The sequence below is a fragment of the Pseudomonas sp. BCA17 genome, from assembly GCF_004519405.1.
GTDB lineage: Bacteria > Pseudomonadota > Gammaproteobacteria > Pseudomonadales > Pseudomonadaceae > Aquipseudomonas.
This window is the reverse complement of sequence record NZ_SGWI01000001.1, coordinates 58,258-72,435: the sequence shown is the minus strand read 5'-3', so window position 1 is coordinate 72,435 and position 14,178 is coordinate 58,258. Positions and strand designations below refer to the sequence as shown.

The 14,178-nt window shown below is 62.3% G+C and carries 12 protein-coding genes; 10 read left to right on the top strand and 2 right to left on the bottom strand.

All coding sequences use genetic code 11. The features are described 5' to 3' along the window. The first annotated feature begins 20 nt into the window (after window positions 1–20). The 5 genes from EXW71_RS00310 (at window position 21) to EXW71_RS00290 (ending at window position 5,605) form a co-directional block, all read left to right on the top strand. A complete protein-coding gene (locus tag EXW71_RS00310; protein WP_134657126.1) occupies window positions 21–911 on the top strand; it encodes a LysR substrate-binding domain-containing protein in 891 nt (296 codons plus the stop codon). A gap of 16 nt (window positions 912–927) precedes the next feature. Further along, on the top strand, window positions 928–2,307 hold the full coding sequence (gene thrC, locus EXW71_RS00305; protein WP_134657125.1) for a threonine synthase: 1,380 nt from the start codon (window positions 928–930) through the stop codon (window positions 2,305–2,307). A 22-nt stretch (window positions 2,308–2,329) separates the two neighbouring features. Continuing rightward, entirely contained in the window at window positions 2,330–2,767 is a 438-nt protein-coding gene (locus EXW71_RS00300) for an Lrp/AsnC family transcriptional regulator (RefSeq protein WP_134657124.1), read from the top strand. A 371-nt stretch (window positions 2,768–3,138) separates the two neighbouring features. After that, the gene (locus EXW71_RS00295; protein ID WP_134657123.1) at window positions 3,139–4,188 is read left to right on the top strand and encodes a homoserine dehydrogenase; all 1,050 of its coding nucleotides are present in this window, start codon (window positions 3,139–3,141) and stop codon (window positions 4,186–4,188) included. Between the two features lie 4 nt (window positions 4,189–4,192). Continuing rightward, complete coding sequence (locus EXW71_RS00290; protein ID WP_134657122.1) at window positions 4,193–5,605, top strand: aldehyde dehydrogenase family protein; 1,413 nt, start codon at window positions 4,193–4,195, stop codon at window positions 5,603–5,605. Between the two features lie 93 nt (window positions 5,606–5,698). Here EXW71_RS00290 and EXW71_RS00285 read toward each other — a convergent pair whose 3' ends face one another. Both EXW71_RS00285 and EXW71_RS28675 read right to left on the bottom strand, forming a co-directional pair. Further along, window positions 5,699–6,016: a hypothetical protein gene (locus EXW71_RS00285; protein ID WP_167659695.1), complete on the bottom strand. Its 318-nt coding sequence runs from the start codon at window positions 6,014–6,016 to the stop codon at window positions 5,699–5,701. A gap of 5 nt (window positions 6,017–6,021) precedes the next feature. After that, a complete protein-coding gene (locus EXW71_RS28675) occupies window positions 6,022–6,183 on the bottom strand; it encodes a hypothetical protein (protein WP_167659692.1) in 162 nt (53 codons plus the stop codon). Window positions 6,184–6,597: 414 nt separating this feature from the next. Between EXW71_RS28675 and EXW71_RS00280 the strand changes: the two genes are divergently transcribed. The 5 genes from EXW71_RS00280 to EXW71_RS00260 all read left to right on the top strand — a co-directional run bounded on the left by EXW71_RS00280 (window position 6,598) and on the right by EXW71_RS00260 (window position 14,153). Further along, window positions 6,598–9,012: a TonB-dependent siderophore receptor gene (locus tag EXW71_RS00280; RefSeq protein WP_134657121.1), complete on the top strand. Its 2,415-nt coding sequence runs from the start codon at window positions 6,598–6,600 to the stop codon at window positions 9,010–9,012. 61 nt (window positions 9,013–9,073) lie between these two features. After that, window positions 9,074–10,684 carry an ABC transporter substrate-binding protein gene (locus tag EXW71_RS00275; RefSeq protein WP_134657883.1) on the top strand — a complete coding sequence of 537 codons (1,611 nt, stop codon included), beginning with the start codon at window positions 9,074–9,076 and terminating at the stop codon, window positions 10,682–10,684. Next, window positions 10,681–11,631, top strand: a complete 951-nt coding sequence (locus EXW71_RS00270; RefSeq protein WP_134657120.1) for an ABC transporter permease — start codon at window positions 10,681–10,683, stop codon at window positions 11,629–11,631. The genes EXW71_RS00275 and EXW71_RS00270 overlap by 4 nt, the downstream gene beginning before the upstream one ends. A 3-nt stretch (window positions 11,632–11,634) precedes the next feature. Next, window positions 11,635–12,534 carry an ABC transporter permease gene (locus EXW71_RS00265; RefSeq protein WP_134657119.1) on the top strand — a complete coding sequence of 300 codons (900 nt, stop codon included), beginning with the start codon at window positions 11,635–11,637 and terminating at the stop codon, window positions 12,532–12,534. Continuing rightward, a complete protein-coding gene (locus EXW71_RS00260) occupies window positions 12,531–14,153 on the top strand; it encodes an ABC transporter ATP-binding protein (protein WP_134657118.1) in 1,623 nt (540 codons plus the stop codon). Before EXW71_RS00265 ends, EXW71_RS00260 begins: the two co-directional genes overlap by 4 nt. Window positions 14,154–14,178 lie beyond the last annotated feature (25 nt).

The following is a 14,178-nucleotide window of genomic DNA, read 5'->3' as shown; positions in this document are numbered from 1 at the left end:
GCGTCGATAAGGTACAGACCATGAAGCAAAAGCCACTCCCTCCGTTGAATTGGCTACGGGCCTTCGAGGTGTCCGCTCGATGCCTGAACTTCACTCACGCCGCTGACGAACTGTGTTTGACCCAGGGTGCGGTCAGCCAGCAGATCCGGCAGTTGGAAAGCCATCTGGGGGTGGCGCTGTTCAAGCGGTTGCCGCGTGGCCTGGGCCTGACCGAAGAAGGCCAGGCCTATCTGCCGGTGGTGCAGGATGCGATCACCCGGCTGGCAGTCGGCACCAATGAGATTTTTGGCCAGCACAAACGCCGGCCGATCAAAGTGCGTGGCAGCCTGGCGTTTTTCGTGCACTGGCTGGCGCCCAAACTGGTGGGCTTTCGTCAGACCCATCCGCATGTGGATATCCGCTACATCAGCAATATCTGGGTCAAGGAGCTGGATGGCGAAGACGATATGGAGATTCGCTGGGGCCATGGCCAATGGCCCGGCCTGGTTTCACAGCGCCTGACCTGGGACACCTTGTTTCCGGTGTGCTCGCCCGCCCTGATCGCACGTTCGCCGCTGAACACTGCCCAGGACGTAGCCCAGCACACACTGCTGCATGTGCTGGGCTACGAGGAGGGTTGGGGTTACTGGTTGAAGATGGTCGGCGCGGACACCGTCGATTCGTCATGCGGCTTGCAGTTCGACACGCTGATCTCGACCTTGCGCATGGCGGAGCTGGGGCAAGGGATTGCACTGGCACGCTCCTCGATGGTCGACGAAATGCTTCAGGACGGGCGCCTGGTCGAACCCTTCGACCAGCGCATCGAAGCCAGCGAATCGTTTTACCTGGTAAGGGGTTCAGGCGCCGACGAGCATCCCGACGCCGTGATGTTTTCAACCTGGCTGGTCGAGCAGGCACACCGATACAAATAGTGGCCGGAGCCAAAGCATGCACTATGTGAGTACCCGAAATGCCGCCGTACGGGTCGACTTCGAAAAGGTCGTATTGTCCGGCATTGCCGACGACGGCGGGCTGTTCGTCCCCCTGGACCTGCCGCAATTCGAACCCCAGGACATCGCGAACTGGTCTACCTTGCCCTACGACGAATTGGCGTATCGGATCTTGCGTCCGTTCATTGGGGACGCCATTCCCGAGCCGGATCTCAAGCGCCTGCTCAAAGAGGCCAGCCGCCGTTTCCAGCACCGGGCCGTAGCGCCTTTGCATCAGGTCGACCGCAATGAATGGGTACTGGAGCTGTTCCACGGCCCTACCCGCTCCTCGAAGGATTTTGCCGCGCAGTTGCAGGCGCAGTTGGTGCAATACTTTCTGCACCGGCGCGCCCGACGCGCAGTGATGCTCGGCGCCACCAACGGCGATACCGGCCTGGCGGCGATCGAGGCGTTCAAAAACTGTGACGAGGCCCATCTGGTAGTGCTCTACCCGGAGCGCGGGGTGCCGCAGCACCAGTTGCACGCGCTGTGGGCGGTGGCGCGGCCCACTGTGCATCTGTTTGCGGTCGACGGCAGCTTCGACGAGTGCCAGGGCATTGTCAGCCGCCTGTTCAAACAGTGGCCGTGCCCCCAGTACGAGGCGATCAGTTTCAACTCCAGCAACTGGGTCAACGTCCTGGCACAACTGGTGATGTATTTCCACGCGGTGCTGCAACTGGGCGGCGGTCAGCGGCCGATCGGTTTCAGCGTGCCGGCGGCGAGTTTCGCCGAAGTCTATGCAGGCTACGTAGCGCAGAAGATGGGCTTGCCCATCACGCAGATTATCGTCGCCACCAATACCAACGATGCCCTGCACCAGTTGTTCCTGAAGAACCATTATTCCAGGCTGCGCGCCAACCAGACCCGGTCACCGGCGATGGACCTGTCGACGTTCTCCAACCTGGAGCGTTTCCTCTGGGAAGTGTATGAGCATGATCATCAGGCGGTCAGCGCGTTGATGCTCGAGCTGGAAACCCATGGCGAGATCACCCTCGCCAACGAAAGCTGGTTACGCGCACGGATGATCATTGACTCCTACGCAGTCAGCGATGAGGAAACCCTGAATGAGATGATCGCGCTGCATCGCGACACCGGCTACATCGTCGACCCGCACACGGCCACCGGCGTGATTGCCGCTCGCCTGTACCGGCGCAGCCTGGTGGCGCCGATGGTTACGCTGGGGGAAATTTCCCCGCTCAAATCGGCGGCGCTGCTCGCCGAACTGGGGATCTGCCTCCCGCAGCCGGCCAGCCAGGGCGAGCAACTGCTACGCCCACCATGTCATCGGGTCGCCCCCGATGACATCACCGCCCTTCTTACCGTGCTCGACACGCTTTGAACGCGTGGCAAGTGGAGGCCCCATGAAGCGCATCCTGGACCCTCTTGATGAGCGCATCATCGCCGAGCTGCGGCTTAACGCACGGGCGGCCCACGCCGAGCTGGCGGCCAAGGTCAACCTGTCGCGCAACGCCGTGCGCCAACGGATCGAACGGCTGGAACGCGACGGTGCGATCCTGGGCTATACCGTCCAGACGGGCGACGGACGACACGTCTCCTCACAGATCAACGCAGTGATTTTCGTCTATCGCTATGACCGTATGCGCGGGGAGGACGTCCTGCAGGCCCTGCGCGCGATCCCTGAAGTGATCCAGTGCGATGTCATGAGCGGCGAGTTCGACCTGATGCTGCGCGTCGGCGCAACCAGCCCGCAGCGGGTGCATCAGGTGTGGACTCAGATCTCGGCACTGGCGGGCGTGGAAAACACCGTGACTTCGTTCGTTTTGTCCTCCGTCGTCTGAGCCGGTTTTTGCTTGGAAAAAGGCCAACTCCGGTTAATGCCAGCCAGTCAAGGGTGAACGCTGTATGTGTGGCGAGGGAGCTTGCTCCCGCTGGGCCGCGAAGCGGCCCCGCTCTTTGTTTACAAAGCATGGGACTGCTGCGCAGTCCAACGGGAGCAAGCTCCCTCGCCACAGGTTACTTTTTAGCCTTTCCCCTTCTTAACTGACTGGCATCAGCCAACTCCGGTTGGCTTTTTTTATGCCGGTCGTGCGTGCTTTCCCTTGGTCAAAACGCCCATGAAATAGAGCAAATCGGCATATTTCACTGCCCTGGGCGCGCCCCTAATCTAGAGCCCTACCCCTCCTCACCCAGATCAAGGGCAATAAAAAAAATGACTGAATATAAACTCGCGCTGGTCGGCTTTGGCGGTGTCAATCGTGCCCTGGCGCAATTGATTGCCGAGCGCAATGAGCGCTGGAAAACCGAACTGGGCTTCAGCCTGAAAATCGTCGGCGTCACCGACCTGTTCCTCGGCTCGCTGATCAATCGTCAAGGGCTGGACGCGGCCTTATTGGCAGGTCTGCCGGTGGTCAAGGGCGCCCTGGCGCAACTGCCGGGTGGCAACGCATTGGCGCTCAACGAGGTGGTGATCAAGGACTCCGGCGCGGACATCATCGCTGAGGCGACATTCACCAACCCGGTGGACGGCGAACCGGCGACGTCCTTTTGTCGCTGGGCGCTGGAGAGCGCCAAGCACGTAGTGACCACCAACAAAGGGCCGATTGCCCTGCACGGTGCTCAATTGAAAGCCTTGGCACAGCGCAATCACGTGGCCTTTGAATATGAAGGCTCGGTCATGAGTGGCACACCGGTGATCCGCCTGGCCAGGCAGTTGCTGGCGGGCAGCACGATCAGCGGTTTCGAGGGCATTCTCAACGGCACGTCCAACTTCGTCCTGACCCGCATGGAGAGTGGCCTGGGTTTTACCGAAGCGGTCGAGCAGGCCCAGGCGCTGGGGTATGCCGAAGCCGACCCGACAGCGGATGTCGAGGGGCATGACGTGCGCCTCAAAGTGGTGATCCTCGCCAACGAACTGCTGGATGCGAAGCTCAGTGTCAGCGACGTGCGCTGCCGCGGTATCAGTGCCCTCACCCTGGACGACATCAACCAGGCCCGCCAGAACAATGCACGCTGGAAGCTGATCGGCGCCGCCACACGTCAGGCCGACGGTTCGGTCAGTGCCAGCGTCGAACCGCGCCTGCTGGACAACGCTCATCCGTTGGCCGGCATCGGCGGGGCCACCAACGCGGTGTCGTTCACCACCGACCTGATCGGCACGGTGACGGTGTCAGGGCCGGGCGCCGGGCGTACGGAAACAGCCTTCGCGCTGCTGTCAGACATCATCAGCCTGCATCAGGCTGCCGCACAGAACCGGGAGTAAGCCCATGAACGTATCGAACCTGGCCCGGGCCGTCGTGGCACCCCAGATCCAAGTCCTCAACCCTTACAACGGTACGCTGATCGACAGCGTCGCTGATGTGTGTGCCTCACAGGTACCGCAGTTGCTGGCGCGGGGCCGCGACGGCGTGCAGGTGTGTGCGGGGTTGCCGCGTTATCGCAGGGCGCAGATTCTCGAACAGACAGCCTTGCACGTCGAACGCGATGCTCAGGCATTTGCCCGACTGATCGTCGAGGAAGCCGGCAAGACCCTCAAGCAGGCCGAAAAAGAGGTCAAGCGCTGCGTCAACACCCTCAAGCTGTCCGCCGAAGAGGCCAAGCGTAATGCCGGCGAGGTGATCCCCTTTGATGCGTATGAAGGCTCGGCGTCGCGCCAGGGCTGGTTCTCCCGTGAGCCTCTCGGTTTAATCGTCGCAATCACGCCGTACAACGACCCATTGAATCTCGTGGCGCATAAGCTTGGCCCCGCCATCGCCGGCGGTAATGCGGTGATTCTCAAACCCTCCGAGCTGGCGCCGTTATCGGCGATAAAACTGGTGTCGTACCTGGTCGAAGCCGGCTTGCCCGAATCCGTGGTCACGCTGGCCACCGGCGGCGCGGAGCTGGGCAAGGCGCTGGTGGCGGCGCGAGAAGTGCGCATGATTTCCTTTACCGGAGGCTTTGTCACCGGCGAGCAGATTGCCCGCACTGCAGGCTTGAAGAAACTCGCGATGGACCTGGGTGGCAATGCACCGGTGATAGTCATGGACGACTGTGACCTTGAGGCCACCGTGGCGAGTTGCGTGTCCGGCGCGTTCTGGGCAGCGGGACAGAACTGCATCGGCACTCAGCGGCTATTGGTGCATGCGTCCATTTATGCAGCGTTCCGCGCGCGCTTCGTCAGCCAAACCGAAGCCTTGGTGGTCGGCGACCCTATGCTCGCCAACACCGATATCGGCCCGATGATCACTCAACAAGCAGCACAGAATGCCGAGCGTGTGGTCGCTGACGCCCTGGCCCAAGGCGCCACATTGCTTTGCGGGCATCGACGCGAAGGCGCCTGCTACGCCGCCACCGTTTTGGAAAACGTCGATCACGCCAGCCAGATCTGGCGCAACGAGGTCTTCGCGCCGGTGGTGGTGCTGCAGCGTTTTGAATCCTTCGATGAGGCCATCGCACTGGCCAACGAACCCGAATACAGCCTCCACGCCGGGATCTTTACCCGCGATCTGGCCACGGCCATGAGCGCCGCACGCCGGATCGAAGCCGGCGGTGTGATGATCAACGATTCGTCCGACTATCGCTTCGATGCGATGCCGTTTGGCGGCTCCAAATACGGCAGCCTGGGCCGTGAGGGGGTGCGTTTCGCCTATGAAGAAATGACCCAGCCCAAGGTGGTGTGCTTGAACACGCTGGCTTGATCGATTCAAGCACAGCCCCATCGGGTCGTCAGGCATTGGGCGGGGCCGGTCGCCCGCCCAATGCGGTTTTATGCCTCCCCGCGAGCTACTGCGTCAAAGCAATACCGTGGACAGCATGCCCAGCGCCCCCAGGCAAAACCCGATCAATGCACCCCGCCCCGGCGCCTCGTGAAACAAGGCCCACACTACAACAGGCTCAAGCAGCAGCAACGACGTGACCGAGACCACGGTGACGATCCAGATATCGCCCACCGCGACATACCCCAACCAATAGGCACCCAGCAGGCATAAACCTGCAAAGCACATCAGGACGACGGGCAGTACAAACGCCTCCGGCGAACCGTTTCCCGTTTGGGCAAGCCGGGCCGTGACGACCTCGCTGTAAATGGCACAAAACTCACCGATTACCATCAACCCTAGAGCAAAAACTCCGAGTAATTCTTTGGACATATCAAAAACTCCTTCGTATTCAGCGCACTGTTTTTCAGTTCCCAGACGGCGATGCCGTTCGCCAGGGAGGCGTTGCAGCGATACGAAGCAACCTTGAACAGGCCCGAATTACCGAAGTGCTTTTCCATGCGATTGTCCTTCAGAGGGGTTGGTACGGCGCGCCCCGTATAGGGCGCGTGGGCTGATCATACGGTTCTTGAAACCTTATAAACAACCGACGTTCACGCCGAAGTCCAGGCGGCTGGGCGATGACCCAGCGCATGGAAACTCAAGGGCGCAGTGCTGCGCAGGCGCGCCGCCAACAGGATGCGACCGCGCGTTCCGCAGTTGCACCCATGCCGAGGCGTCGCAAAAATAATAAAAATAAAGAATCTTAAACAAACCAAAAATAACAATATCTGATAATTAGCTTATTCTAAAAAAGAATTTCACTGAGGTTTTTTATAGGAATATCTTCATATCACAGACCGACCCCATACCTGGTGGAGGACGAACCTCCGACCATCAGGAGCCTGAACCAGGCTTAAGGGAACTCGCTCGATATGCCAGACATTGCCTTTCCCCTCCCCAAGTTCCATCTGTCATTGTTGACCAGTTCCCTCCTGCTGGCCGCGGCGCCCTCCTTCGCCGAGGACGCCAAGCTCGATACCGTCACCGTGATTTCCACCGGCCTGCGCGGCCAGGCGCGAACGGTGGCCGACAGCCCGGCACCGATTGATGTGATCAACAGTGAACAGTTGCTCAAGACCGGTCGCGCCGAGCTGTCGGAGGCGATCGCCAGGCTGCTGCCCTCATTCAATTTCGGCACCAATATCGCCGGCTACAACTCGGTGACGCGCCCCCTGAGCAACCGCAGCCTGGGACCGGCCTACACCCTGGTGCTGGTCAACGGCAAACGCAGGCACAACGGCGCCACCGGCCAGCGTGGCTCTATCGACAACAGCGGTGCGAATGCCGTGGACATCGACCTGATCCCGGTGAGCGCGGTGGATCATATCGAGGTACTCAAAGACAGCGCGGCCGCTCAATACGGCTCGGATGCAGTGGCCGGGGTGATCAATATCATCCTCAAGGCCACCGACAACGGCGGGCACCTGGAATCGAGCTACGGACAGTTGTTTTCCGGGCAAGGTGAAACCATCAAGGTGGCCGGCGACCAGGGTTTCAAGCTCGGTAATGGCGGCTTTTTCCACTTTTCGGCTGATGCCCGCAAGCGCGGCAACGCCGCGTGGAACGACAAGGCAGACAGCAGCGTCAGGGCGTTCAACGATCCGGCCAAGGAGGCGGCCTGGGATCGCGTGGCCATCAAGAACGGCGACCCCGACCTCAAGGCGTTCAACCTGGCCTACAACGCCGAACTGCCGCTGGAGGACCTGACGCTGTATTCGTTCTCCACCTATGGCGAGCGCGATGCCGAAGCGGCCAACTACTTTCGCCTGCCCACCGGCGCCGCTGCCGTGCCGCAGGTATTTCCCAACGGCTACTACCCGCTCAACAACATCAAGGACCGCGACTATCAGTTGCTCTTCGGCGGCAAGGGCCAACTGGCCGAGTGGAACTGGGACCTGAGCACCACCTACGGGCGTAACAACGTCCATCACTCCAGCGACCTGAATATCAACCCGTCGCTGGGCACTGCGTCACCGACCCGATTCGACAACCTGGCGACCTTCCGATTCGAGCAGTGGGTCAACAACCTGGACGTCACCCGGCGCTACGACAGCCTGTTCAACCTGACCGCGCCGGTGCAGGTATCGGCCGGCCTGGAGCATCGCTGGGAACATTTCAGTACCTTCGCCGGCGAGCCCGCGGCGTATATCACCGGCACCTACCCGGCCGCCTCGGGCGCACAGGCGGCCGTGACGATCCGGCCGGAAGATGAAGTCAGCCTGATCCGTAACAACTATGCGGGCTACCTGGACCTTGGCTTTGACCTGACCGAGCGCTGGTTCCTCGACGTGGCTGGGCGGGTCGAGCATTACGACGATGATTCGGGCAACACCTTCGGCCTGAAAGTGAATTCACGCTATGACCTGACCGATACCGTCGCCGTGCGCGGCACCGTGGGCACCGGCTTTCGGGCGCCGTCCCTGACGCAGATCGGCTATACCGTGGCGGACAACCGAGTGGCCACCGACGTGAATGGCAACGTGGTGCCCGCCGTGACCCGCCTGACCCCGTCCGGCAGCAACCTGGCCAAAGCCCTGGGTGGCGATGACCTCAAGCCGGAAAAATCCCGCAACCTCGGTCTCGGCCTGACCTGGCAACCGGCGCCGCGTACCAGCGTCACAGCCGATGCCTACCTGATCGATATTGATGACCGCATTGCCCTGACGAGCAATATCTACGACCGCGGCAATGGCGCGATCAACGCGATCCTCGCCGCCCAAGGCGTGCCCACCGGCACTTGGGTCAACTACTACACCAATGCCTTCGACACCCGCACCCGTGGCCTGGATGTGGTCGCCGATCACACCACGCCGCTGGATGCCTGGGGCGATGTGCGCTGGAGCCTGGGTTTCAACTGGAACAAGACCACCATCGAAGGCGCCCGCGACACTCCCGGCGCGCTGGCCAACTCCGGCGTGACCCTGGTGGGCCGCGATCGCGAAGGCGACCTCACCGACGCCACACCCAAGACCAAATGGATCCTGGGCGCCAACTGGAAGGTCGAGGACCTGGCCGTCACCCTGCAAACCAGCCGCTACGGCGCGGTCAAGACACTGGCGGTGAACCCGACGGGTGATCGCAGCTTTGGCGCCAAATGGATCACGGACCTGGACGTGAGCTACACCTTCGTCGATCACCTCACCGTCAGCCTCGGCGGTACCAACATCTTCGACGTGCGCCCCGACCGGCATGCCGTCTACAGCAACCTGGGCCTGGCGCCCTACGGCAACCCGCCGTTTTATCCGGGCGGCGGCTACTGGTACACCAAGCTGGCCTACGACTTCTGATCCACACCTGCACGCACCCGATACGCCACACGAGGGCAACCCATTGAATACCTCCAACTTGATGAGCCGTCTGCTGGCCCCTTGCGCATTGGCCCTGAGCCTGGCCGCCTGCTCGCCGGGGAACGACACCCAGGCGAGCAAGACCCTGAACATCGCCTTCTTCGGCGACAACACTACCCTGGTCAGTGTCGATCCGTTCCAGGTCTATTGGCTTGAGCATCGGGTGCTGCTGCGCAATGTCGCCGAGTCCCTCACCGACCAGGACCCGGCGACCGGCAAGATCATTCCCTGGCTGGCCAAAAGCTGGGAAGTCAGTGACGATGCGCTGACCTATACCTTCCATCTGCGCGACGACGTCACCTTCAGCAACGGTGAGCGCTTTGATGCCAAGGCGGTAAAAATCGCGTTCGACAGCGACAAGGCCCTGGCCACCGACCTGCCGGCCACCTTCGGCGCGACGTATCTGGCGGGCTATGACCATGCCGAAGTGGTCGACGCGTTCACCATCAAACTGGTGTTGGCCAAGCCGAATGCCGGGTTCCTGCAAGCCACTTCCACCACCAACCTGGCGATCCTTGCGCCCGCCTCCTACGCCCTCAGCGTCAAGGAACGGTCCCTGGGCAAGATCATCGGCACCGGCCCGTTCGTCCTGGCCAGCTACACCCCGGAAGTCGGTGCGCACCTGACTAAACGCAAAGGCTATGCCTGGGCCTCGGCCAATATGAAAAACCAGGGCGAGGCGCATCTGGACGCGGTAGACATCAGCTACATCCCCGAAGAAAGCGTGCGCAACGGCCTGTTCCTGCAAGGCAAGGCCGACATCCTGTGGCCGCGTAATCCGTTCTCGGAAGTGGATCTCAAACTGCTCCAGTCCAAGGGCGCGACCATCCAGAGCCGATCGCTGCCGGGACCTGCGTTGAACCTGTACCCCAACACCCGTGGTGAGCGCGCGCTGGCCGACACGCAAGTACGCCTGGCCGTGCAGAAATCCATCGACCGCAAGAGCTACGCCAGCACCGTGTACAACGCCGAATTCCCGGTGGTGGGCGGCCTCTTCGATGTGACCACGCCCTATTTCAAAAGCCAGGCTTCCAAACTGGCCTACGACCCCGCCGGCGCCGAACAATTGCTGGAGCAAGCCGGCTGGGCCAAGGGCGCAGACGGCTATCGCCAGAAAAACGGCAAGCGCCTGAGCCTGAGCTACAACCTCACCCCGGCTGAAACCGCCGGCGACGTATTGATCCAGGACCAACTGCGCAAGGTCGGTATCGAGTTGAAGCTCAGCGTGGTGACACGTGCCGAATGGGTCGCCAACAACTCTGCCGGCAACTACGACCTGACCAGCACCTACATGACCCGCGCCGACCCGATCATCCTGCAAACCATTCTTGATCCACGCACCGCCAACAGTTCGACCCTGGCCACCAACCTCTACTCGCCCGCCGTGCTGGACAAAGCCAAGACCCTGTTCGATGCCGGCATCACCGCCACCCAAAGCCCGCAACGCGCAACGGCCTATGGCGACCTGCAGGATCTGCTGATCGATGAAAGCTCGGCGTTCCCGATATACGAACGGGTCTGGCAGGCCGCCACGTCATCCAAAGTGAAGAACTTTCGCTGGACCGCCGAGGGCTTCGCGCTGCTGGGTGATATCGAGATCGGCACACCATGAGCCGCTACCTGATCGGCCGTGTCGGCCAGGCGTTGCTGGTGCTGTGGGGTGCCTATAGCGTCACTTACTTCATCCTGTATCTGCTGCCCGGCGATACGTTGTCGATCATGCTCAGCGCCGCGGGCATGGAGGCCGATTCGCTGTCGGCGGCGGACCTGGCCAAGGCGCGGACGTATTACGGCCTGGATAAAGGCGTGTTCGAGCAGTATTTCGACCTGCTGCTGGGTGCACTGCGCGGTGACTTCGGGCAATCGCTTTCGCTCAATCGTCCGGTCGCCGAATTGCTCGCCGAGCGCTTGCCACAGACGTTGTCCCTCGCCGGATTCGCCATCGTGCTGTCGTTACTCGGCGGCATCGGCCTGGCCTACCTGACGGCATACATTCGCTGGCAACCGTTGAAAAAAGTCCTGACCCGCCTGCCGTCCCTGGGGTTTTCAGTGCCAGTGTTCTGGATGGGCCTGTTGCTGATCCAAGTGTTTGCCTTCGGCCTGGGCTGGTTTCCCGCCACCGGCAGTCGGGGCATTGAGAGCCTGGTGTTGCCGGCAATCACCCTGGCGATTCCGAGTGCAGCGGTGTATGCCCAGGTGTTGCAACGCAGCTTCCAGGGCGTGTGGCAAGAGCGCTACATCGCTACCGCCTATGCCAAGGGCTTGAGCCGGGGCCAGGTGCAGGCACGTCATGGGTTCAAGAATGCAGCGCTGCCGATCCTGACCCTGATCGGCTTGCAGGTGGGCAATACGGTATCGGGCGCGGTGCTGGTGGAAACCATTTTTGCCCGCTCCGGCATCGGTCGCCTGGCCCAGGAAGCCGTGCTGCGACAAGACATTCCCGTGGTGCTGGCGATTGTCGCCGTGTCGGCGGCCGCATTTGTGCTGGTGAACCTGTTGGTGGACCTGCTCTATCCCTGGCTCGACCCGCGTATTTCCCACACGCCAAAGGTGTCCTAGACCATGACCATGCTTGAACAGAACCTGGGCGGTAAAGCTGCACCGGCCAGCCCTAACCTGTGGCGACGTCGCAGCCGCTTGCAACGCACAACGACGCGGGTGCTGCGGCTGTTGCGCCGTCCGGGGTTCAGCCTGGCGTTGCTGGTGCTGATGTTTGCATTGATCGCGGCGGTGTTGCCGCATGGGCTCAGCAGCTTCGATCCCTACGCGACTGCGCCAGTCGACAAGCTTCGCGCGCCCAACCTGACCCACTGGTTCGGCACCGACGAACTGGGCCGCGATTTGTTCACCCGCGTGGTGTACGGCGCCCGCTTGTCAGTGCTGGCGGCTTCCCTGGCGGTGGGGATCGCGCTGCTGGGCGGGTTGGGGCTGGGCATTCTGTCGGGCTTTGCCGGCGGGCGCATCGATGCGCTGATCATGCGCATCGTCGATGTACTGCTGGCGTTGCCCGGCCTGTTACTGGCGCTGGCCATCGTCACCGCGATCGGCTTCGGCACCGTACCGGTCGCCATCGCGGTAGGGGTCGGGATCATCCCCGGCTTCGCCCGCACCACCCGCGCCGAAGTGCTGCGGGTCAAGACCTTGCCCTACGTCGAAGCCGCACGCCTGGGCGGCGCCAGCTGGGGGCGGACCTTGCTGCGGCATATCCTGCCCAACGCCTGGGGGCCGGTGGCAGTGCTGGCGACCCTGGACTTTGGCGCGGCCATCCTGGCCACGGCCGGCCTGAGCTTTCTCGGTTTCGGCGCCGCGCCACCGGCGGCGGAATGGGGCACCTTGATCGCCAACGGTCGGCACTTTCTGATCACCGCCCCGTGGGTGTCACTGCTGCCCGGGTTGTTCCTGGTCGCCGTGGTGTTCAGCCTCAACCATATTGCCCGCACCTTCGAGGAGATCCAGCGATGAGCGCTCTAGTGGATGTTCGCCAACTCAGCGTCAGCTACCGCTCCGGCGAGCACGTCAATCAAGCGGTGCGCACGCTGTCATTCGCCATCGCCCAAGGCGAAACGGTGGCGATTGTCGGCGAGTCCGGCTCGGGCAAGTCGACCCTGGCCAATGCGATCCTCGGCCTGCTGCCGGACAACGCACAGATCAACGCCCGACAATTATGGGTGGACGGCAACGACCTGACTCACGCCAATGAGCGCCAGAAGCGCAGCCTGCGCGGCCGTACGGTCGGCCTGGTGCCCCAGGACCCGATGGTCAGCCTCAACCCGACACTGCGCATCGGCCAGCAGATTGCCGAGGCACTGATCCTGGCCAAGGGCAAACGCTACCCCGCAGTGGACGCCGACATTGTCGCGCTGCTGCAACAGGTGGGCATCGACAAACCCGTGCTGCGCGCACGCCAGTATCCCCATGAACTTTCCGGCGGCATGCGCCAACGCGTGCTGATCGCCATTGCCCTGGCCGGCAACCCGCGGTTGATCATCGCCGACGAGCCCACCAGCGCCCTGGACGTCACGGTACAGCGCAAGATCCTCGACCACTTGCAGTACCTGGTCAGCGAGCGCGGGATTTCGCTGCTGATCATCACCCATGACCTGGGCGTGGCCGCCGACCGTGCCGATCGGATCCTGGTGATGCAACAAGGCGAACTCGTCGAGCAGGGGCCGCCACACCAGATCCTCGGTGCGCCTCAACACGATTACACCCGTGCGTTGATTGCCGCAGCCCCCGCGTTCGCCAGGCGGCGCGCGCCCTTGGCCCGCATAGATCCCGCGCAGCCCCCGATCCTGAGCTTGCAAAACGTGGGCAAGACGTTTGCGCTGCCCAAGGTCAAGGGCGAGGACTCGACGTTCGTAGCCCTTGAAGGTCTTAACCTGCAGGTTTATTCCGGCCAGACGTTGGCCATCGTCGGCGAATCCGGCTCGGGCAAGAGCACCGCGCTGCGCATTGCGCTGGGCCTGGAAAAACCGACACAGGGTCGGGTCTGGTTCGAACAACAGGACGTTACCGACCTGAGCTGGCGCGACTTCCGTCCGCTGCGCCAACGCCTGCAGCTGGTGCAACAGAACCCGTTTGCCGCCCTCGACCCGCGCTTCACAGTGTTCGAGAGCATTGTCGAGCCGCTGGTGTCATTCGGTCTGCTCAAGGGCCAGGCCCTCGAACAGGCGGCGCGGGAGTTGATAGCGCGCGTACACCTGCCGGTCAGCTACCTGGATCGCCTGCCCCGCGAACTGTCCGGCGGCCAATGCCAGCGCGTCGCCATAGCCCGGGCCCTGGCGTTGAAACCCGACGTGTTGCTGCTGGACGAGCCGGTCAGTGCCCTCGATGTCTCGGTGCAGGCGCACATTCTTGATCTGCTGGAAGAACTGCAACGCGAGATAGGCGTTGCCTATGTGCTGGTGTCCCACGACCTGTCGGTGGTGGCCAACTTCGCTCATGAGGTGCTGGTGTTGCGCAATGGCCGGGTGGTTGAACAGGGTTCGGTGGAGCGGATATTCACTCAGCCGGCCAGCGATTACACGCGGGAGTTGATTGCCGCCATCCCCGGTCGGCAGGTCACGGCCACCGCAGCCTGAGACCTGCGTCGCAGTGCCACGCGAA